Raw genomic sequence first — 19,781 nt, 5'->3', positions numbered from 1 at the left:
AAGGTGTGCCGGATCGATCCGGCAGAACCGAATCTAGACTCTGCCGGATCGATCCGGCAAGTGCCCGTCCGGGTGATCTAGACTCCGTGGCTGTGACCGCCCGCATCGTGACCCTGCTCGACGTGGCCCGCGCCGCCGGAGTCTCCCGGAGTACCGCCTCGGACGCCCTCCAGGGCTCCGGGCGGGTGGCGGCGGCCACCCGCGCACGGGTCCGCGAGACGGCCGACGCCCTGGGCTACCGCCCCAACAGCGCGGCCCGCCACCTACGCCGCGCCGGCACCGGAGCCATCGGCCTGTACCTCCCCCGGACCGCGACCCGGCTCGACTACTACATGAACCTCGCCTTCGGGTCCGTCGCCCGGGCCCAGGAAGAAGGATTCGATCTGGTCCTGCTCGCCGGATCCGCGGGCACCGGAGGACCGGTCGCCTCGCGGGTCGACGGCCTGCTGCTCATCGACCCCGACACCGAGGACGAGACGGCGACCGAGATGCTCGCAGCCGGGGTCCCCGTCGTCACCGGCGAGCGGTTCCCCGGTCCCTCCGCCGCCCCCAGCGGCGCCGTGGTCTGCGACACCGCCGCCTCCCTCACCGCGCTGCTGGACCACCTGGCCGACCGCGGCGCCCGCCGCCCGGCCCTGCTGGCCCCCGGCGGCGAGTCCACCTGGGCCCGGGCTCTACGAACGACCGCCCGCACCTGGGGCAAGGCGCACCGCACCCCTGTCGCCGTGCGCCACGTCCCGTTCGCGGCCACTCCCGCCGACGCCGCCGACGCGGTGCGCGGCCTGCTCGAAACCGAACCGGCGGTCGACGCGGTGATCTGCGGCCCGGACGGCGCCGCCCCGGGCGTCCTCCACGGCGCCGCCGCCTTCGGCCGTACCGCCGGCCGGGACCTGCTGGTCGCGTCCTGCGTGGACGGCACCGCCACCCGCACCAGCAGCCCACCGATCACGGCGGTCGACCTCAGGCCCGCCGACTACGGACGCGCCTGCGCCGAACTGCTCTGCGACATCATGGCCGACCGCACTCCACCCGACACCGTTCGCCCGCACGACTGGGCTTTGCGTACCCGGGCCTCGACACAACCCGAGAGCTGAGATTCCACAACCCTCCGCCGGTATCGCCCGCCTGCTCCGCACCCCGACCCGTCGGGCCCGGCTGACGACGAGCTCGCTCACCCTCCCGGTTGCGGTCCACGGACGTGCGCTCCACGAGCAGCACGACCGCACACCTCGACGCCGAAGCCATCACGAACGCGCCCCGGCCACAAGGGAGCAGCGTCGTGATCGTCTCCGTCCTCACTCGCTGCTTCCAGCAACAGCGGGATTCCTGAGGCCACTTCCTTCCTCATCGAAACCGCGCCGCGACAAGGTCATCTCGCGTGCGGCGGTCCGCGTGCCGGTGGTCCGCGTGCCGGCGCTTCTGCTCGCGACGCCATCGTCGGCCGCGCTCAATGTCCGTTCGCGCCGGCGGCCGGTCGGCCGAGGAACCAGTCCCGGGCCAGGTCGGCCACCGCGTCGAGGGTGCCCGGTTCCTCGAACAGGTGGCCGGCGCCGGGGACGACCTCGAGACGGCTCTCGCACCGGAGGAAGGTACGCGCGCGGTTGTTGAGCTCCAGTACCACGTGGTCGTTGCCGCCGACGATGAGCAACGTCCGGGCCGTGACGGCGGGCAGATGTGCTTCCGCCAGATCGGGCCTGCCGCCCCGGGAGACGACCGCCCCCACGTCGTCACCGAGTTCGGCCGCCGCCCACAATGCGGCTGCGGCGCCGGTGCTCGCCCCGAAGTACCCCACCGTCCGCCCTTTGCCTTCGGGTCGCTCCCGGAGCCCGCGTGTGACGTCGATCAGGCGCCGGGCCAACAGTTCGATGTCGAAGACGTTCGACCGGCCGCGTGCCTCGCTCTCGGTCAGGAGATCGAACAACAACGTGCCCAGGCCGGCCCGGTTCAGCGCGGTCGCCACGAAGCGGTTGCGCGGGCTGTGTCGACTGCTGCCGCTGCCGTGCGCGAAGACGACGATCCGTTCCGCTCCCGCGGGCAGACTCAGGTGCCCCGGTAGCCGCGCGGTTTCGACCGGTAGGTCGATGTCGCTGTGCGTGGGCACGGATTCCGCGGAGCGCGTCGATCCGCTACCCGGTCTCGTCCCCGCCGTCCCCGCTTCCGCTGTCGGCGGCGGCTCCGACCGGCGAGCGACGGCCCGATCGAGACACTCGACGACCTCCTCGTCGGTGGTCTGGGAGAAGTTCGCGTAGAACTGCCCCACCGCCATGAATCCGACCGGGTTGTGCAGGCAGATCACCTCGTCGGCGTCCGGATCCGGCTCCTTCCCCCAGCCGGCCGGCGCCACCGGTACGGCGAGCACCACGCGCGCCGCGCCTCGATCTCGGGCGGCGCGACAGGCCGCGCGGGCGGTGGATCCGGTCGCGATGCCGTCATCGACGACCACGACCGTTCGGCCGCCGAGTTCCACCGGTGGCCGCTCGCCCCGGTAGCGGCGGGCACGCCGTTCCAACAGCTCCCGTTCTCGCCGTTCGATCCCTTCCAACGCGGCGCGGGAAATGCCCGAGGCTCGCACGACGTGGTCGTTGAGGACGACGACCCCCTCTTCGGCGACGGCACCCATTCCCAGTTCCGGTTGGGAGGGAACGCCCAGTTTCCGCACCAGGCATACGTCCAGTGGAGCGCGGAGGGCATCGGCCACCTGGGCGGCCACCGGCATTCCGCCCCGGGCCAGGCCGAGCACGATCACGTCCTGGTTCGCCACGGGCAAGGGCGCCAGGTACTCGGCCAGTTTCCGTCCCGCGTCGACACGATCGGTGAAGAGCACGACTTCATCCCCTTCCGGGCACGACCCGGTCTCCTACCGGCCGCCCGGGACATCGACCGACCCCGTACGAGCGGGCAGCCGCACGAGCAGGCTGCGGTACGGGCGGCCACGGAATTCGGCCGCCACGCGCACCGATTCCCATCGGGCGACGACCCGCACCTCGGACGGATGGGCGGCATGGAACCGATTGTCGAATCCGTCTCCCTCGTCCCTTCGATTCTCCGACGTCCACTGCCGAAGCGCCTGCCGTCCGTTGCCCCACTCGACGTCTCCGGCACGACGTGAGGTGACCGAGGCCGCCGGGCGGTGCCGAACCGATCGGTTTGCCCGGATGCGGTCAGTTCGCCAGATCTTCGGTCGCGTCTCGCCCCGCCGCGGCGGCGCGGCGGAGGAACTCCGCGAAACGTTCGAGTTCCGCGCCTTCGTAGTCGGCGCAGATCTGCTCCACCGAGGTGTTCATGCCGGCGAAGAGCGCCAGGAGTTCGGCGTTGCGGTCACGCAGGGCCCGGATTCGGGAGCCTCGGCGGTCCGAGGGATCCGGCTCGCGGGACACCCAACCGGCGCGTTCGAGTCGGTCGAGCACCCCGGTCATCGTGGCGGCGTGCAGACCGGCTCGTCGCGCCAGTGCGCTCGGGCTCAGCGGGCCGTGGGCGTTGACGATGTCGAGGCAGTCCAAGTCGACGTCGCGGAGCGTCAGATGGGCGCTGACCTGCCGGTTGAGCAGGGACAGTTGAAGGCTCAGCGCACGCAACCCCTCTTTGACGTCGACGGTTGCCCGTCGGCGGCGCGGGTCCGCGTCGCCCGCATCGCCATGTGTTACGGATTCCATAATGTACGACTCCCAAATCAATATGCTACGGTTCTCGTATATTACGTCACGCGAAAAACCCTGACCCGGGTGAGGAGACGCACGCATGTTCCTGGTGATCGGAGCGACCGGCATCGTCGGACGCGAAACGGTGAACCTGTTGCTGGAGTCCGGCCGGAAAGTGGCGGCGGTCACGCGCGACCCCGCCACTGCCGCACTGCCCGGCGGCGCGCATGTCGTTGCCGGCGACCCGTCCCGGCCCGACACGCTGACGTCGCTGCCCGACGTGGTCGAGGCGGTCCTGCTCAGCCCACGCGCCGCCGGCAGCGCGAGTTCCGAACTGCTGTCACTGGCCGCGGCACGAGGCGCACGGCGGGTGGTGGTGCTGTCGGCCGCGACCGTGGAGCACCCGGTCGGCCACCCACGCTTCATCGAGGAGTTCAAGCGGACCGAAGCCGCCGCACGGGAGTCCGGTCTGCCCTGGACGTTTCTACGGTGTGCCGACTTCGCCGCCAACGCCCTGGCCTGGGCGCCGCAGATTCGCGCAACCGGCGTCGTGCACGGCGCCCATGGCGGCGCGGCGACCTCCCCGATCCACCACCGCGACATCGCGGAGGTGGCGGTCGCGGCACTGATCGACCCCGCGCACGCCGGACGCGCCCACCTGCTCACCGGCCCGCAGTCGATCACGCAGTACGAAAAAGTCCGCCTCATCGGAGCGGCCGTCGACCGGACACTGGCCTTCCGGGAACTCGCCCCCGAGCAGGTCCGCCAGGCGATGCTCGCTCAGGGCCTCCCCGAGGACATCCCCGACCGACTGCTCGGTTCACTGGCCGACTACGCCGACCGGCCCGGGCCGACCACGGGCACCGTGGAACGGCTCCTGGGCCGACCCGCGCTGACCTTCGCCACGTGGGCGGCCGACAACGCCGCGGCCTTCACGGCCCGGGCCGACTCCTCCGCGTCCGGCGGGGAGGACCAAGCATGACCGAGACCCCGCTCGGCACGGTTGCAAGATGGGTGAGCCTGCTGTTCTCGGGTCTCTTCGCAGGCTTCCTCGTCGCGGTCCTCGTGCTCGAAATGTCGCTGCGCGGTGAAGACCGCCACGTGTACACCCAAGTGCGGCACGTGGAACTCGATTCGCTGGACAAGCTCGCGACCGCGACGCTGCTGCCGGCACTGATCGCGACAGCGTTTCTGGTCGCCGTCACGTTCAAAACCCGAGAACGCGCGTTCCGACTGCGGTCGACCGGACTCGCGCTGCTCCTCCTGATCGTCGCCGTGACGGTCGTGGTCAACATGCCCATCAACGCGGACCAACTCGACTGGGATGTACGGCAACCCCCTTCGGACTGGGCGAGCGTTCGTGACCAGTGGCAGATCGCCCACGCCATACGCACCGGCGCGGCCGTCATCGCGTTCGCGACTCTCATCGCCGCCTCGACGCGCACGGCGCGCGGCACCCGCGAGCCGGCCCGCGCATAGCTCCCGGGCCCGGTCCCAGCGGCAGCCGATCAAGGCGAACCGGCCGCCGCTTGGGCCGGGTTCCGTCGAGCTCCCGGTTTCGTGCGCACAGCCCGCAACGCGACGCGTCGGACGCCACCGAGGTGGCAACGGGCCGGCCAGGCAACGTCGGCATGGGGGACATGACGAAGGGGTTCCGGCTTTGGGAGGCGGACACCGCGAAGCCTTTCGGTAGGCTCTGTCGTCGCATGTCGATGGGTCTGCAACCGGAGGGAAGACACCATGACGACGCGAGCGACGTTGACGGACACGATGGCCTTGTCGACCGGCGACTGCGCAGTCTTCATGACTGTCGAGAGCGGAGAGTTCACCCGAGGGCAACGCGTCAAGGTGACTCGCGACGCATGTCTCCTGGGCGAAACGGTGATTCATTTCGGATTCGCCGCGGCGGCGGCGGACGAGGAAGGCAACCGTTCATCTCATGCCCTGATCAAGGGCATTGCCTGTGTTCGCGGTGACGTGATCGAAGGCTTGGAAGGGTGACGTGCCTCCAGGCAGCGAGGAACTCGGCTACCCGGAGGCCACGTTGGGCCTTTGATCCGGGCCGGTAGTCCCCGGCGCCGTAACCGATTCGACACAGCCGGGACGGGTTGACGGCGGTGCGACCGGACTTGCTCGGCGGGGTGGGACGGTGTGGCGACCGATGGACCACAGGCGCTCGCGGCCCCGGCCCACGACCGGCCCGACCGCGGAGAGCCGTTCGAGGCCGGTCAGTGGTGGAAGCCGCCGCGGTTCTCGTCGCTCGGGTGGCCGTCTTCGAGTTCCCTGATGGCCCGGCGCATGTCGTCGGCGAGCAGATCGATCTCGTCGCGGTCGACGCCGTGGCGCACGAGTACCCGCTGGATGACGGTCTCCTGGCGGTCGGGCGGCAGCGGGTAGGAGGGCACCTGCCAACCGCGCATCCGGAGCCGGTCGGTGAGGTCGTACAGACTCCACTCGCGCGTGTCGGAATCGGTCAGCGTGTAGGAGACGGCCGGCAGCGCTCCCACCCCGTCGTAGAGCAGGGTGAAGGGGCCCATGTCGGCGATCTGCCGGGCCAGGCCCTGGGCCGTGTGCGCACACGCCTCGTAGACCCGCCGATACCCCTCCCGGCCCAGGCGCAGGAACAGGAAGTACTGGGCGATGACCTGCCCGCCGGGGCGCGAGAAGTTCAGGGCGAGAGTCGGCATGTCGCCGCCGAGGTAGCTGACGTGGAAGACGAGGTCGGCGGGCAGGGCGGCGGTATCGCGCCACAGGGCCCAGCCGACACCGAGCGGGGCCATGCCGTACTTGTGGCCCGACGAGTTGATCGAGGCAACGCGCGGCACCCGGAAGTCCCACAGCAGGTCGGGATGCAGGAAGGGGGCGATGAACCCGCCGGAAGCCGCATCCACGTGCACGGGGATGTCGAGGCCGGTTTCCGCCTGGATCCGGTCGAGTTCGGCCGCGATCTCGGCGACCGGCTCGTATGTGCAGGTGTAGGTGACACCGAGGATCGCCACGACGCCGATGGTGTTCTCGTCGACGTAGTCGCGCAGTTGGTGCGGCTCGAGGCCGGTCGCTCCCGCCTCCACCGGGACTTGGCGCAGCTCGACGTCGAAGTAGCGGGCGAACTTCTCCCAGCACACCTGTACGGGCCCGCACACCAGGTTGGGCCGATCGGTCGGCAGGCCCGCCTCGCGCCGCCGGTTGCGCCACCGCCACTTCAGCGCGAGGCCGCAGAGCATGGCGGCCTCGCTGGAACCGGTGGTGGAGCAGCCCACGGCATTGTCGCCGCCGGCCGGCGCGTGCCACAGGTTCGCGAGGATGTTGACGCATCGCGACTCGATCTCCGCGGTCTGCGGGTACTCGTCCTTGTCGACGATGTTCTTGTCGAGGCACAGATCCATCAGGCGGCGCACCTCGTCGTCCGCCCAGGTGGTGCAGAACGTGGCGAGGTTCTGTGCGGCGTTGCCGTCCAAGAGCAATTCGTTGCTCAGCACCTGGAAGACGATGTTCGGGGGCGTCGGGAGTTCGGGGATGGCTCGCTTGGACAAGGGGCGTTCGCTCAGCGGGGAGGCGAAGACGTCGTCGGCGGGGCTACCGACCTGTTCCCTGGCCTTGTGCAGAGCCATCAGAAAGCCTCTCATATCGCCGTATAAGCATCTCCTTCCGAACAATACGAGTGAACTCCGACGCCCGATAGCGGGCATACTCCGCCCGAGGTTCAGCGGTACGCGCCGCCCGGGACGTCGGACGCGGCACGGCCGACCGTCCTGCGTGGCTCACCGGTTGCTCCGTTGTGGGCCGGTACACAACGCCCAGATGATGGCGATGTCGATGGCGATCACGATGATCGACCACACCGGGTAGTGAGGCAGCCAGACGAAGTTCGCGAGCATGCTCAGCCCCGCCAGGAGTACCCCGAGGAAGCGGGCCCAGAGGGCATTCGTGAACAGGGCGAGGCCCGCGAGGAAGACGACGATGCCCAGGATCAGGTGGATCCAGCCCCAGCCGGTGGTGCTGTACGAGAAGGAGTAGTTGCGCGTCTCGACGATGACATCGTCTTTCGCGATGGCGGCGATTCCTTGGAAGACCGCCAGGACGCCGCCGATGGTCATCAGCACCGCGGCGAACGTGGTCCAACCCGACGAGTGAGTGGCTCGTTGTGTGTGCGTGGCCATGTCCAGGCCTCCCTATCGGGGCAACCCCTGGGGTGGATGTCCCCTCCTCCCACACTGACCCCTCCGGTGGGTCCCTGCGACTGGGATCACCCGGTTCCACCGGCAAACGGGTCCGTGCCGCGTATTCGTCCTCCGAGGGGCCGCGCCCGGTCCACGACCATGCCGATCTCCCATGGCAATCGGCGCCGTGCGGATGCGGGCTCCCGGAGCGGGTACCGATGCGGGCGCCTGGGCACGTCACTCGCGGAGCGGTCCGAGGCGTGCCTCAAGGACCCTGCTCGCGCGGTGTCGATTCGGGCTGGACCAGAGGGTTGCCGGACCATGCCCCGAGGGTGACGGTGCCGATGGATGCGAGGCCGGCCGTTTTCGCCGCTTCGGCGATCTCGCTCGGATCGGCGTGGCCGGGCCGGCCCGTCTCCGGAGTGAGGACCCAGAGCACGCCCTCGTCGGCAAGGGGTGCCGACGCATCCGCGAGTTCGTCTGCCAGGTCGCCATCGCCTTCCCGCCACCACAGCAGGACGACGTCCACGACTTCGTCGGTTTCGTCGTCCACCATCTCGGTGCCGATCGTGTCCTCGATGTCGGCACGGATCTCGTCATCGGTGTCATCGTCCCAGCCCAACTCCCGGACCACCGCGGACGGAACGATGCCCATCCTCCGCGCGTAGTCCTGCGCACCCCCGGCAGCCACCATCACGGCCCCCTTCTCGAAACCCACGCCCTGGCACGACGATGCACACGTACGCAAAGCGGTTCTCAGTCTCATCGCCAGGGTGGCACCCGTTCAAGGCTCGACCCGAAAACATTCTGGCGGCAGGCCTGTTGACTGAAGGGGCGATCGTGGCCGCCGGGGCACCTCGGGCGCAGCACACCACAGCACATCGGCGCCGCAGCACCACACCGCACCGGTTCATCCCCTGCCGAGTACGAGGGTGGACCGGGGCGCTCGTGTCGCCGCTGCTGGGCACGGCGCCGTCGGGCGCGTCGGCTGGTACCGGTGCGGCGGAGGAGGGACCGGTGCACCCGACCGCGAGGGCGCCGCGTGGCGAACATGCCGGCGACGACGTGCGGAACGGGGTGGCGGATGGTATTCGAGAGCGCGTCCGATCGGGGCGCCGCGGCGCTGGTCGCGTTGCGGTGGGGAGACCGGGCCTGGGCCGATGAGCTCATGGGGCGGTTGCGTGCCCCGCTCCTGGACGCGCTCGCCACGGCACCGATGCTGCCGCCGACGCTCGTCCGGGCCGCGGTGGCCGGCGAGGACGCCGAGGCGCTTGCGGCGCTGGGCAGGAACCAGACCCCGACGCCGGCTGCCGCATTGGCGATCGCGACGCTCGGCAGCCCGGCTCTGGGGGTACGCCTGTACCTGGCCGAGTTTCCCTTCGGCTCCGACGTGCTCGGCCGGTTCGGCCCCGCCACACAGCCGGAGCCGGTCGGCGACCGTGCCCGGGCCCAGGCCCGCAGGACCGAGATTCGGCGCGCCGTGGCGAACGCGCTCCCGCTCAGGGGCGCTGTGCTGGCCGCCGCCGATCCGGCCGATCCGCGGTGGCGCAGGCCCGGCGGCCTGGTCGAGCGGGTGTTGGAGACCCGGGCGGACGACCGGCTCATCCCCACGCTGCGTGGGCCGTTCCCCGAGTTGATCGGCCACGCGCTGCGGGTACTCGGCGTGGATCTGCCCCGACCTGTCCTGCTCGACGCCGCCCGCAGGCTGTTGGAGTCCGACGGGGAGTCGTTCGACGCCTTCGTACGTGCTGCCGGGATGCACGCCGACTTCGGCCACGCGGACCTGGCGGGCCGATGGCACGAGGCTGCCGCGACCGCCTTGCCGGTCAACGACGCCACCTTCGCCGATCACCTGCTGCTGCTCGGGTTGCGCCACCTCGACAAGCGGGTCCCGCGCGGCGAGTGCAAGTACACGGACGACCAGGACGAGGACTGGAACGCCGACTTCGCCGTCTACGCCCTGCACGCGTTCGCGAAGGTCACGGCCGATGTGCCGCTGTGGGACCTGGTCCGGGCCGAACACGCGCGCCGCCCGTTCACCGGTCCGGGACTGGCCGCGCTGACCCGGCGTCCGGACTGCCCGGCGGACCTGGCCGCGCAGGCGTACGCCGAGGAGCCGTACCGGGTCCTGTCCCTCGCGCCGCGCGTCCCGTTGGCGTGGATCACCGCGCTCCGCTCCGACCGCTCGAGTGGCATGGTGGTGGGGCCGGCCTTGTCGCGCGGCCTGGCGGAAGGCCGATTCGACCCGGCCGAGGTGTTGGCGACGGTCAGCCCGGCGGTCGACGTCTTCGCGCACCTTCCCCTCGACGCCCCCGGTGTCCGCGAGGCCGTGACCGGCCTCGCCGCCCGCCTCGGCGCGAGCCCCGGGCCGTGGGAGGCGATCATCCAGGAGCGGGCCTGGCTCTTCGGCACCGCACGGCAGTTGGTCGACTCGGCGCTCACCGGACGGATGCCCGAACACCACCCGGTCACCTTCGCACGCACACCCCACGCCGCGAACCGCGCCGAGGCGGTGTTCCAGACGTTGTTCGCGTGCGCCGGGCCCGAGGCGCAGGACGCGCTGATCCCCTCGCTGCCGGAGCGCCACCTCGAACTGCTGTGCATGCCCGGCGTGGTGACCGAGGCAGTGCGAGCCGAGATCCTCGCCCGTCGCGGGTCGGCCGCGGCTGTGGCGATGGCGACGTTCGCGGCGGGCTTGTCGCCCGCGGAGACGGCCGCGCTGCTGGACCGCGACGAGCCCGAGGTCAACACCCTGTTGTACGCTCGCGCGCCGCTCACCCTCGAACAGCGCGTGCGCCTCACCTCCGGCACGGACCGGCACGGCCGCCCCCGGGCGGTACCGGTCTCCGAACAGGTCGCGGCGTGGGGCGGGCGGCACACGTCGCCCGCGGAGCACCACGACCGGGTCGCGGCCGCCCGACAGTCGGGGCATCCGCTGGTGCTGCGGCACTTCCCCTGGCGCTTGGCGGGGCGGACCGCTGGGCCGCAACTGGCAATGTTGGTGCGGCTGTGGGAATACGGCGGGCCGGACGACGTCAGGGAGTTGCTGGGCTGCGCGACCACGCCGCGCTGTGGTCATCCCGCGTGCCCCTGGCCGGCGGGGACACAAGCGGTGGTTCGCCGGGCGTTGGCCGCCGGCCCGGCCGCCGGACTCGACCTCTTGCGCCGGGCGGCCGAGGAAGCGGTGCGACCCGAAGTGCTGATCGCGGAACTGCGTGTGGCCAACCCCAGGGTGGAACACCCGGTCCATCCCGGCCCCTTGCCGTGGCCGGAGATCCTGCGGGCACAAGCCGAGCGGTCGTTCGACGCCGACGTGATCTCGTTCCTCCTCGCGAAACCCGACTGTCCCGCCGAGTTCTACCGCGCCGCACTGCGCAGCCCCGCCGTCTTCCAAGCTCGGGCGCCGGCTACCTGGGTGGCGCAGGGCCTGGCCCGTGGCGTGATCACCGTGCTGGACGTGGCGGGCGCGTGTACGCCGGCGGCCCTCGCGTTCCGCGCAGTCACCACCCACGCCCGACAGAGCCGCCACTTCCTGCGCACCCCCCAAGCCCGCGAACTCATCCGCCGGGTGCGCACCCGTCTCGACAACCCCGATGCGTGGGTGGTCGCCGTGCACCTCCTGCCGGACTTCCCCGGCACCCTGCTCGAACTCGTCGACATCGCCGCGGCGTCGGGATCCTCGGAGCCGCGCCGGCGGCCATGACTCCGCGCCCGGTCACCGGCGTCCCGCGCCACCCACCGTTCCGGTCCGCACCGGCCGCCGGGGATCGGCGTGCGCTTCGGTCGGCTCGCGCTTGGCCGCCGGAAGCGGCCGGGGCGCCGGCCCGGGCGGACCTCGTCCACGGGGTCAAGGTCGATCGGGTCCGGGGGTGCGACGGTCCGCGGCCACCGTGCCGGCTTGTGCGATCAGGAGAGCGACGTCGTCGTGGTCGTCGGGGTGTCGCAGGGCTCGCAGGAGCCACTGGCAGGTGTCGTCCAGGGGCAGGCGGGATTCGTCGAGGGTGCGCAGCAACGTGTCCAGACGTTCGTCGATGGCGTGGTGGCGGGTTTCGACGAGGCCGTCGGTGTAGAGAACGAGCCGGTCGCCCGGGTTCAGCTCGAAGTCGGTGGTGTGGAAGGAGATGCCGCCGACGCCGAGCGGTGCCCCGGACGGCAGGTCCAGCAGTCGGGGTCGCCGTCCGGCGGGGGCGAGGACCGGCGGTAGGTGGCCGGCGTTGGCGATGTGGCACCGGTGCCGGTGCGGGTCGTAGACGGCGTAGATGCAGGTGGCGATGTAGTGCTCGAGTCCGTCGGTAATCCTGTCGAGGTGTTGGAGCACGTGGTCGGGAGGCAGGTCGAGGTCGGCGAAGGCGCAGGTGGCGGTGCGCAGTCGGCCCATGGTGGCGGCGGCGTCGATGCCGTTGCCCATCACGTCGCCGATCACCAGCGCGGTTCTGTCGTCCGTCAGCGGAATGACGTCGTACCAGTCGCCTCCCACCTCGTGGGATGCCTGGGCGGGCTGGTAGAAGGAGGCGACGTCGAGGCCGATGAGCTCGGGTGGGCGACCGGGCAGGAGACTGCGCTGGAGGGTCTCGGAGACGTTGCGGACGCTCTGGTGCCAACGGGCGTTGTCGATGGCGACGGCCGCGCGTGCGGCGAGTTCGACGGCGAGGATCACGTCGTCGTCGTCGAAGGGAAGCGGGTTGCGGGCGCGCAGCAGGTCGAAGGCACCGAGGACCTCGTTGTGGGCGATCAGCGGCACCGCGAGGTAGGAGTGCACCCCGGCCCGGGCGAAGGCGGTCGCGACGTCGGCATCGGGGGCGATGTGCTGCAGATCGCTGGTGTCGGCGTGGGCGACCACGACGGGCTGCCCGGTGTGGACGCACTGCGTGATCAGACGGTCGGCGCTGTACGCGGCGAGGTCCCCGACCTTCAGGGAGTCCGTCGCCGGTGTGGGGTAGGCGGAGGCGACGGCGAGCGCGCGGAACATCTCCGGCCCCCGGTCCACGGATGCGCTGGTACGGCGGAAGGCCAGGACGGCGTCGAGGACGTCGACCGCGGCCACGTCGGCCAGGTCGGGCACGGCGACCTCGACCAGTTCCTGGGCCGTGGTCTCCACCTCCAAGGTGGTGCCGACGCGGGCGGAGGCGTCGGCGATCACGGCCAGCCGGCGGCGGGCCCGATCCGCCTCGGTGGCGACCCGGTGGCGTTCGCTGACGTCGACCACCGTGGTCGCCACTCCGATCACCCGCCCGCCGGAACCTTCGAGCCGGAAGTACGAGACCGACCAGGCGTGGTCGTGGTCGGGGTCGGCCGGGGTGCGGCCGACCGTGTACTGGTCGATCAGGGGCGTGCCGGTGAGCAGCACTTGGCGCAGCGCGGACTCGATGGTGTCGACGTCGAGGGACGGGACGATGTCGACGGGGTGCCGCCCGATGTGGTCGGCCGCCGATTTGCCGTTGATACGTTCCAGCGCCGGATTGACCAGCAGATAGCGCAGGTCGGTGTCCAGCAGGGCGATACCGATGGCGGCTTGCGACACCAGGCGCTCGGACAGGGCAAGATCCGTCTCCACCCGCCGCAGCATGCTCTGGTCGGCGGCTATGCCGAGGGCGTAGACGTCGCCCAGGTCGTCCAGAAGGCGCATATTGCGGAACTCCACCAGGCGCGTCGTGCCGTCCCTGCGAAGGATCGGGAACGCGCCGGCCCAGCTCGCGCCGGTGCTCAGGATCTCGGCGAACAGCTTGACCACCAGGTCCCGGTGCATCGGGTGCACCAGCACGTCGGCCGCGTACTGCCCCAGAGCCTCCTCGGCCGTGTGGCCCAACACCTTGTCGGCCTGCGGGCTCCAGAACACGATCTTCCCGCGGTCGTCCAGCACGATCGCCGCGACGCTCAGCAGGTCCAGCAGCCCTCCGGGCGGCGAGGGCACGGCCGCCTGGCCGTGCTCGTCCCGTGGGGGCGACTCGTGTGCACTCATCCCATACAGCTCCCTCCCCAGCGCGGCCAACGCGGTCACGCGCCGGCTGAGGGCTTGTCTCCATGCTGCTCCCGAACCCGGCGCCGCACGATCCGGCGGCCCCGCGGCACGGGTCCGGAGGCCGGCACCGCTGAACCCTTCCTCGGCGAGCCACGTCGATCCGGCAGCCCCCGAAGCCCGGCGCACACCCCCGCCGTCGCGCGCTTTCAGGGGTGAGATCGGGGTCCCGGGCGAACGTGACGGCCGGCGAGTCGGTGCGGCTCGCCTTCGTCGCCGCGCTCGGGCACCCTGCGGGCGGGCCGGGCGTCGGCATGTGTCCATGCCACCGAAATCGGCGACATCGGCGAGACCGTCTCCGGCTGGGAACCCACCGTCCGACGTGTGGTGTGCGTCGTTCGGGTGAACGGTTGCCGGGGCCGAAGCCTTTGGGCGTGTGGGTCGTTGGTCGGGACGAGGGCGTCGGGACGGTCCGGCGCCGCAGCGAAGAGGGAGTGTTCGTGGGTTCGTTCAAGAAGGTCACCATGGTGATGGCCGGCACCGCAGCGGTCCTGATGGCGGGCGCGGGCGCCGCGCACGCCGAGGCCGACGCGGACGGCGCCGCCGTCGACTCCCCCGGTGTGGCCTCCGGCAACAACATCCAGGTCCCGGTCCACGTGCCGATCAACCTGTGCGGCAACACCGTGAACATCGTCGGCGTCCTCAACCCCGCCATCGGCAACACCTGCCTCAACATCGACGGGGACGACGAAGGGCACAAGGGGCACGACGGCGGCCACGAGGCGCCCCAGCACGGCGACCACCGAGGCTGACCCCTCCGAGGGCATTTCCCCGGACGTTCCTCCGCGTCCGACACACCGAGACCCCCGCGCCTGCATCCCGCGGGGGTCTCGGCACGCCCGACCCCCGTCCCGCGTCGGGATGGCGCCGGGGGCGACCTCGGCCCCGGTTGCGGGCTCGGGCATCGGGTCAAGGCGCCCGGGTCCCGGACGGATCCGTGTCGACGTCCGCCGCGTCCGCCGCGTCCGGGTGCTCCTCTACGGGCAGGTCGAGGGCGTCGGCGACGGCCCGGCCCCGGTCCGCGGGATGGCGCACCTCCGTTCCGGGGACGATGCGGTACGTGTTGCGGCGCCCGCTGCGCTCCCGGATGAGATACCCGCCGTCCTCCAGGTCGGCCAGGATGCCCTGGACGGCGCGCTCGGTCAGCAGGCACACGGCCGCGATGTCGCGCACACGCGCCTGCGGATCACGAGCGATCACCGAAAGCACACGGGCGTGACTGGTGAAAAAGGTCCACGACGGCCGGGCCTCGTCCGCATCACTCATGACACCCATCGTAAGCTCGTTCATTCCGGCATCACTACACCGGAAATAGAGTTCCCGAATTCCTTGACGTGCTTTTGCCGGCGTCCGATCCTGGAGTTGACGGGACGCGGGTCAAACCGACCCGACCGGTCCGCACCCCGATCGAGATCCCCACCACGGCACCCGAGTGAGGGAATGGCAATGTCCCCACGTCGCCCCAACACCCGCCGCCGGGGCACGAGTCGCCCCGGACGCCGCCGGCACGGCGCAACCATGACGCGGCATCTCCGTGTAAACGCCGCCACAGACGGCGCCCGAACCCTCCTGCGGATCGGCGGAGAGATCGACATCGACACCGCGCCACAGCTTCGGCGAGCCCTCGACACCGTCCTGGGTTTCGGAGCACGTCGAGTGAACGTGGACATGCGCGCGGTGACGTTCTGCGACAGCACCGGAATCCACGCCCTGCTGTACGCACGAGCCAGAGCCGTCGAGCGCGGGATCGCACTCACCCTCGTACCCTGCGACAAGCTTCGCCGTCTCCTCGACATCACGGGCACCGCGCACCTGTTCACCTGTCTCGCGTTCGCTCCGCCACCCCGTGCGACTGCGGGCGGCTCCCCCAGGGGACCGGGTGACGACGGCATCGAGGGGGCGTCGCCATGAGCGCCCCGGCCTGTTCCGGAACGGACCCCACGCCCATGGAGGTCCACTGCGCGCTCCGAGGCGCGACCTATCCCGCCCGGCCCGGCGGCCTGATCGCGTACGCCCGCGCCCACCACGCGCCCCCGTCGGTCCTGCGCGTGCTCGCCACGCTGCCGGACCACCCGATCGTCGGACCCAACCAGGTCTGCATGGCCCTGTTCGGCCGACACCGGGAAACCCAGCCCGGGCCCTGACCGACCGGTCTCGGCCGCCCACCCACGACCAGTCTTCGACAGGTGATCGTCATGATCCCGCTTCTGCTCGTCCTCCTGCTGGCGCTGGTGCTCTTCGGCGCCGGATTCGCCCTCAAAGCCCTGTGGTGGATCGCCATCATCGTCCTCGTCGTGTGGCTCCTCGGCTTCGTCTTCCGAGGCACCGGCGCCGGGGGCGCGCGAGGCCGCTGGTACCGCTGGTAGCCCTCGCGGGGCAACCACCGACGCGAGGTGACAACGCGGCCGGCCGTTCCGGTCTCCCCATGCACACGGGGCGATCGGGTCCGGCCGGACGAACCCCGACCGCGGGTCCGACGCAGGTCGCCCGGGGGCATCGCGGCTCGGCGGGGGCCGCCGCGCTGCCCCCGCCGAGACCGACGTCGAAGAGGCCGAGCGTCGCCGAGCGGGCCGCGGGTCACGTCGTCTCGGTGTCAGCGTCGCTCGGTCCACGCGTGCAGGCCCCACCTGAAGGTGTGCTCGGCACCGGGCTCGAGTTCCACCAGACCGGCGCGGCTTCGGAACGCGTCCGCCGGGCAGGACATCGGCTCCACCGCGATGCCTTTGCGCCGCGCCGGCTCGGGGAGCGTGTCTCCCGTGTACACCTGCACGAACTCGACTCCCTCGCCGAGCCACAGGTCGGTGCCGTGCGATCCGGAAGGGTGCGCCAGCCGTACCGCGGCAAGACCGGAGGAGTCCCGCTCCAATTTCGTGAATGCCGTGTCCAGGTGCTGCGCGCCCACGGCCCTGGGGATGCGGAAGTCGAAGAGTGAGCCGGCCACCGGTTCGGCCGCCGCGGGCATGCCCGAGTCGTCCGCCGGAAGCCATTTTCGGGCCGGGAGGGTGAGCACCGCGTCGTCCACCGGGTCGGTGCCCACGGTGAGGTAGGGGTGCCGGCCGACACCGTAGGGCGCTGTGCCGGTACCGACGTTCCGGGCGACCACGGCCACCGCCGGCCCCGCCGGCCCGAGCGCGTACTCGACCCGGACGTGGAGGAGGAAGGGGTAGCCCGGCTGTGGCCAGAGCGTGACCCCGAGAAGTACCCGATCCTCGTGCTGTTCCAGCACCGGCCAGGACGTCCAGCGCAGCAGCCCGTGGATCGCGTTGCCCTTCTCGGGCTCGGTCAGGGGCAGCCGGAAGTCCTCGCCGTTCCACCGGTACCGTCCTCCGCCGATCCGGTTCGGCCACGGCACGAGGACCTGGCCACGGCCGCCCACGATCGGCTCGTCGGCGGAGAAGCCGTCCAGTACCGGCCGTCCACCGACGAAGTAGCCGCGCAGGGCACCGCCGAGTTCCACGACGGCGGCGGTCTGTTCGCCTTCGCGCAGCACGATCTGCCGCCCTGTCGGACTCACGGACACGATCGGCCTCCACCTCGGGTGCCGGGTCAGGTACATACGGCCCGAGCGGCCCCATGTACCGAACGGGCGTCGGACTAGGACGGGTCGGCGTGGGCGCCGACGGGCTCGGAGCCCGGTGGCGTGGCGGGCGCAACGCGGGGCACGGGGACGAGTCGCAACGAGACGACGTACGAGACCACGACCGCGACGATCACGAGCGGCATCACGGTGAGCGCCGAGGACCCCAACAGCAGGGTGGCCAACAGCACCGAGGTCATCGGGAGTTTCAGCATCGCCACGCACATCGCGCCGATACCCATCGCGAACCCGGACGTCAGATCCAGGCCGGGGAGATGGGACAGCGCGATCCCGCCCACCGCGCCCACGAACATCGAGGGAAAGACGAGACCTCCCCGAAAGGCGCTCAGTGACACGCAGTACGCCACCGACTTGCAGAAGATGAGCAGGACGAGCGCGCCCACCGAATATCCGTCACTGCCGGCGAGCAGCGGGTCCAGCGCGTGCTGCCCCGAGTACAGCACCCCCGACGCGTCGTACCCCGACCCTTCGGCATACACGAGCGCGGCGAGCCCGACGATCGTCCCCATCGCCACGGTGACCGGCACCCTGTGCCGCTCCACCCGCGGCTCCAGATACAGGGCGCCCCGGCGGATGCCCGTGCCCAGGAAGGCCGCCGCAAGCCCGATGACGAGGGCCCAGCCGAAGGACGCGAAATCCGGCACATCGGCGGCGGGCACGTCGTCGAGGGTCAGGGAGTAGGTGCCCAGGCCGGTCCACGAGCCCAGGCCGATGAAGACGAGCGAACCGATGCCGGCCGCAAGCAGTCCCGGCACCAGCACCATCCCGAGCATCGGCCCACCCAGGCCCGATGCCTCCATCAGCAGGAACGCCCCCAGGAGCGGCGATCCCAGCAGCGCGCTGACCGCGGCGAAACTCCCGGCGGCGCCCACGGCGGCGCTCACCTTCGGCCCGATGTCCCGCTTCACCAGCCGTGCGCCGAACACGGCGAGGCCGGCGCCGAGAGCGATGAGCGGCGCCTCGGGCCCGAGGACGACGCCGATCCCGAGGGAGGCCAGCGCCGCGAGCGCGATACCGGGCAGCTCCTTCGCGGACGCCGCGCCCGTCGAGCCGAGGCCCTCGGCCGGCTTGTGCCCGCCCTCCCCCGGTAGATGGTTGATGATCAGCCCGACCAGCAGCCCCGCCACGGCGAGCAGCGGTACCGGCCACCACGAGGGCGTGTCGTCGAAGCCCAGCGCCTCGGGCAGATCCGTGTAGGTCAGCGACTCGAACCGGGAGACGAGGGCGAGGAATCCGAACGCCGCCGCCGAGATCGGGACCCCGAGCACCGCCGCTATCGCCAAGAGCCCCAGGTACCCGCGAGAACGGACCGGCGCGAAGGGATCCGGTGACACCTTTTCGGGCACTCCGGCAGGCGTGGCCGACACTCGCATCGTCTCCTCAGCAACGGAACCCACCCGCAGGCGTCGGCTCACAAGCCTTTGTCCGGTGATATCACGCGGCTGGAGCGGGTTCCGCGTCCCCGGCCCGGGGAGCCCCGGCATGTCCCGCACCGTCATGCCCATGGCGCAATCGGACCGCGGCCGAGCCGCCATTCGGGGCCTCGATCACGGCGTTCCTACCCGCCGTGACCGGGCCGGCTGCCGGTTTGCCCGCGGCGCCGGCCGACCCGCCGCCAGATCTCCCGCTGGAGGCGGAGCGTTGCGGTGCCCACCGCGACCAGGACCACGATGTTGACCAGCAGTTGCACGAGCGACCCCCATGCCTCTCGCCAGGCGGCGAACGCGACGGAGACACCGACGTCGGCGGCCGCCGGGATGGTGGTGACCGAGATGAACACGCCGAGCAGAGCACTCGTCCTCGCCTCGGTGAGCGAGACGATGCACACGATCCCGGCCAACGTCGCGACGGCGACCGAGAAGAAGTTGGGGGTGTTGATGAGATTGGACACCGGCCGCAGTCCCAGGCCGAACGCCCGCGACTCGAGGTCGAATGCGCGAATAAGGAGGCTGAACAACAACGTGGCGACGATCGCCGGTACGAAGCCCACGAAGAGCGCGCGCAGACCCTGTCGGATTCTCGTGCGATCACGGCGGTCGATGCCCAGCGCGACGCTTGTGCGGCACAAGCTCCGGAGCAACCTCGAACACCTGGGGATGCACCCGCACCACCTGCTCCCGCACAGCCTCTACCTGCACAAGGGCATGCCGATCGGTGCCACCGCGCACCAGGCGGGCACCGTGCGATTCGGCACCGATCCGTTGAGTTCGGCTCTCGACGTCAACTGCAAGGCCCACGACCTGGACAACCTGTACGTCGTGGACACGAGCTTCTTCCCGAGCATCGGCGCGGTCAACCCCTCGCTGACCGCCATCGCGAACGCCCTGCGGGTCGGTGACCACTTGGCGGAGCGCCTGGGCTGAGCCTCC

Annotated in this window: 18 protein-coding genes and 2 pseudogenes; 10 read left to right on the top strand and 10 right to left on the bottom strand. The window is 71.1% G+C overall.

The window, feature by feature from the left end:
- Positions 1-92 precede the first annotated feature (92 nt).
- Positions 93-1,094 carry a LacI family DNA-binding transcriptional regulator gene (locus ACIRL2_RS30790; protein WP_402236347.1) on the top strand — a complete coding sequence of 334 codons (1,002 nt, stop codon included), beginning with the start codon at positions 93-95 and terminating at the stop codon, positions 1,092-1,094.
- 353 nt (positions 1,095-1,447) lie between these two features.
- Here the strand turns inward: ACIRL2_RS30790 and ACIRL2_RS30785 are convergent, their stop codons facing one another.
- Positions 1,448-2,824 carry a phosphoribosyltransferase family protein gene (locus tag ACIRL2_RS30785; RefSeq protein ID WP_402236345.1) on the bottom strand — a complete coding sequence of 459 codons (1,377 nt, stop codon included), beginning with the start codon at positions 2,822-2,824 and terminating at the stop codon, positions 1,448-1,450.
- A gap of 337 nt (positions 2,825-3,161) precedes the next feature.
- Positions 3,162-3,653 carry a MarR family transcriptional regulator gene (locus tag ACIRL2_RS30780; protein ID WP_402236342.1) on the bottom strand — a complete coding sequence of 164 codons (492 nt, stop codon included), beginning with the start codon at positions 3,651-3,653 and terminating at the stop codon, positions 3,162-3,164.
- A gap of 85 nt (positions 3,654-3,738) precedes the next feature.
- On the opposite strand from ACIRL2_RS30780, the gene ACIRL2_RS30775 reads away from it, so the two are divergent.
- From ACIRL2_RS30775 to ACIRL2_RS30765, 3 genes are all read left to right on the top strand, one after another.
- A complete protein-coding gene (locus ACIRL2_RS30775; protein ID WP_402236341.1) occupies positions 3,739-4,620 on the top strand; it encodes an NAD(P)H-binding protein in 882 nt (293 codons plus the stop codon).
- Positions 4,617-5,117, top strand: a complete 501-nt coding sequence (locus ACIRL2_RS30770) for an anthrone oxygenase family protein (RefSeq protein ID WP_395861252.1) — start codon at positions 4,617-4,619, stop codon at positions 5,115-5,117. Before ACIRL2_RS30775 ends, ACIRL2_RS30770 begins: the two co-directional genes overlap by 4 nt.
- 261 nt (positions 5,118-5,378) lie before the next feature.
- Entirely contained in the window at positions 5,379-5,639 is a 261-nt protein-coding gene (locus ACIRL2_RS30765) for a hypothetical protein (RefSeq protein ID WP_395861250.1), read from the top strand.
- Positions 5,640-5,866: 227 nt separating this feature from the next.
- Here the strand turns inward: ACIRL2_RS30765 and ACIRL2_RS30760 are convergent, their stop codons facing one another.
- The 3 genes from ACIRL2_RS30760 to ACIRL2_RS30750 form a co-directional block, all read right to left on the bottom strand.
- Entirely contained in the window at positions 5,867-7,249 is a 1,383-nt protein-coding gene (locus ACIRL2_RS30760) for a glutamate decarboxylase (RefSeq protein WP_402236337.1), read from the bottom strand.
- Between the two features lie 150 nt (positions 7,250-7,399).
- Entirely contained in the window at positions 7,400-7,798 is a 399-nt protein-coding gene (locus ACIRL2_RS30755) for a hypothetical protein (protein WP_395861246.1), read from the bottom strand.
- A gap of 265 nt (positions 7,799-8,063) precedes the next feature.
- The gene (locus ACIRL2_RS30750) at positions 8,064-8,516 is read right to left on the bottom strand and encodes a DUF3052 domain-containing protein (RefSeq protein WP_402236334.1); all 453 of its coding nucleotides are present in this window, start codon (positions 8,514-8,516) and stop codon (positions 8,064-8,066) included.
- Between the two features lie 366 nt (positions 8,517-8,882).
- Between ACIRL2_RS30750 and ACIRL2_RS30745 the strand changes: the two genes are divergently transcribed.
- Positions 8,883-11,501: a hypothetical protein gene (locus ACIRL2_RS30745; RefSeq protein WP_402236333.1), complete on the top strand. Its 2,619-nt coding sequence runs from the start codon at positions 8,883-8,885 to the stop codon at positions 11,499-11,501.
- A 144-nt stretch (positions 11,502-11,645) separates the two neighbouring features.
- Here the strand turns inward: ACIRL2_RS30745 and ACIRL2_RS30740 are convergent, their stop codons facing one another.
- Positions 11,646-13,757 (bottom strand): SpoIIE family protein phosphatase, encoded by a 2,112-nt coding sequence (locus tag ACIRL2_RS30740; protein WP_402236331.1) that lies wholly within the window; start codon positions 13,755-13,757, stop codon positions 11,646-11,648.
- Between the two features lie 497 nt (positions 13,758-14,254).
- On the opposite strand from ACIRL2_RS30740, the gene ACIRL2_RS30735 reads away from it, so the two are divergent.
- Entirely contained in the window at positions 14,255-14,566 is a 312-nt protein-coding gene (locus ACIRL2_RS30735) for a chaplin (protein WP_395861238.1), read from the top strand.
- A gap of 157 nt (positions 14,567-14,723) precedes the next feature.
- On the opposite strand, the gene ACIRL2_RS30730 is transcribed toward ACIRL2_RS30735, so the two are convergent.
- The gene (locus ACIRL2_RS30730; RefSeq protein WP_395861236.1) at positions 14,724-15,080 is read right to left on the bottom strand and encodes a MarR family transcriptional regulator; all 357 of its coding nucleotides are present in this window, start codon (positions 15,078-15,080) and stop codon (positions 14,724-14,726) included.
- Between the two features lie 252 nt (positions 15,081-15,332).
- On the opposite strand from ACIRL2_RS30730, the gene ACIRL2_RS30725 reads away from it, so the two are divergent.
- Genes ACIRL2_RS30725 through ACIRL2_RS30715 form a run of 3 tightly spaced genes read left to right on the top strand, consistent with a single transcriptional unit; the run spans position 15,333 to position 16,180 of the window.
- Positions 15,333-15,725, top strand: a complete 393-nt coding sequence (locus ACIRL2_RS30725) for an STAS domain-containing protein (protein ID WP_395861234.1) — start codon at positions 15,333-15,335, stop codon at positions 15,723-15,725.
- A complete protein-coding gene (locus ACIRL2_RS30720) occupies positions 15,722-15,958 on the top strand; it encodes a DUF2795 domain-containing protein (RefSeq protein WP_395861232.1) in 237 nt (78 codons plus the stop codon). The genes ACIRL2_RS30725 and ACIRL2_RS30720 overlap by 4 nt, the downstream gene beginning before the upstream one ends.
- 51 nt (positions 15,959-16,009) lie before the next feature.
- Positions 16,010-16,180 (top strand): hydrophobic protein, encoded by a 171-nt coding sequence (locus tag ACIRL2_RS30715; RefSeq protein ID WP_395861230.1) that lies wholly within the window; start codon positions 16,010-16,012, stop codon positions 16,178-16,180.
- 227 nt (positions 16,181-16,407) lie between these two features.
- Here ACIRL2_RS30715 and ACIRL2_RS30710 read toward each other — a convergent pair whose 3' ends face one another.
- The 3 genes and pseudogenes from ACIRL2_RS30710 to ACIRL2_RS30700 form a co-directional block, all read right to left on the bottom strand.
- Complete coding sequence (locus tag ACIRL2_RS30710) at positions 16,408-17,334, bottom strand: aldose 1-epimerase family protein (RefSeq protein WP_402236328.1); 927 nt, start codon at positions 17,332-17,334, stop codon at positions 16,408-16,410.
- A gap of 74 nt (positions 17,335-17,408) precedes the next feature.
- A complete protein-coding gene (locus ACIRL2_RS30705; protein ID WP_402236325.1) occupies positions 17,409-18,779 on the bottom strand; it encodes a chloride channel protein in 1,371 nt (456 codons plus the stop codon).
- A 191-nt stretch (positions 18,780-18,970) separates the two neighbouring features.
- Positions 18,971-19,468, bottom strand: a pseudogene (locus tag ACIRL2_RS30700) (DUF389 domain-containing protein); the annotation flags it as partial.
- A 1-nt stretch (position 19,469) separates the two neighbouring features.
- Between ACIRL2_RS30700 and ACIRL2_RS30695 the strand changes: the two are divergent.
- Positions 19,470-19,775: pseudogene (locus ACIRL2_RS30695) on the top strand (GMC family oxidoreductase); the annotation flags it as partial.
- Positions 19,776-19,781 lie beyond the last annotated feature (6 nt).

The organism is Embleya sp. NPDC127516 (genome assembly GCF_044765325.1).
Lineage (GTDB): Bacteria > Actinomycetota > Actinomycetes > Streptomycetales > Streptomycetaceae > Embleya.
This window is presented reverse-complemented; position numbering and strand designations above follow the sequence as displayed.

What these genes read in the sequence shown, in the direction of transcription:
- ACIRL2_RS30780 (WP_402236342.1), bottom strand. Translation starts at nt 3,653, where the DNA reads ATGGAATCCGTAACACATGGCGATGCGGGCGACGCGGACCCGCGCCGC.
- ACIRL2_RS30775 (WP_402236341.1), top strand. Translation starts at nt 3,739, where the DNA reads ATGTTCCTGGTGATCGGAGCGACCGGCATCGTCGGACGCGAAACGGTG.
- ACIRL2_RS30770 (WP_395861252.1), top strand. Translation starts at nt 4,617, where the DNA reads ATGACCGAGACCCCGCTCGGCACGGTTGCAAGATGGGTGAGCCTGCTG.
- ACIRL2_RS30765 (WP_395861250.1), top strand. Translation starts at nt 5,379, where the DNA reads ATGACGACGCGAGCGACGTTGACGGACACGATGGCCTTGTCGACCGGC.
- ACIRL2_RS30760 (WP_402236337.1), bottom strand. Translation starts at nt 7,249, where the DNA reads ATGGCTCTGCACAAGGCCAGGGAACAGGTCGGTAGCCCCGCCGACGAC.
- ACIRL2_RS30755 (WP_395861246.1), bottom strand. Translation starts at nt 7,798, where the DNA reads ATGGCCACGCACACACAACGAGCCACTCACTCGTCGGGTTGGACCACG.
- ACIRL2_RS30745 (WP_402236333.1), top strand. Translation starts at nt 8,883, where the DNA reads ATGGTATTCGAGAGCGCGTCCGATCGGGGCGCCGCGGCGCTGGTCGCG.
- ACIRL2_RS30740 (WP_402236331.1), bottom strand. Translation starts at nt 13,757, where the DNA reads ATGAGTGCACACGAGTCGCCCCCACGGGACGAGCACGGCCAGGCGGCC.
- ACIRL2_RS30730 (WP_395861236.1), bottom strand. Translation starts at nt 15,080, where the DNA reads ATGAGTGATGCGGACGAGGCCCGGCCGTCGTGGACCTTTTTCACCAGT.
- ACIRL2_RS30725 (WP_395861234.1), top strand. Translation starts at nt 15,333, where the DNA reads ATGACGCGGCATCTCCGTGTAAACGCCGCCACAGACGGCGCCCGAACC.
- ACIRL2_RS30720 (WP_395861232.1), top strand. Translation starts at nt 15,722, where the DNA reads ATGAGCGCCCCGGCCTGTTCCGGAACGGACCCCACGCCCATGGAGGTC.
- ACIRL2_RS30715 (WP_395861230.1), top strand. Translation starts at nt 16,010, where the DNA reads ATGATCCCGCTTCTGCTCGTCCTCCTGCTGGCGCTGGTGCTCTTCGGC.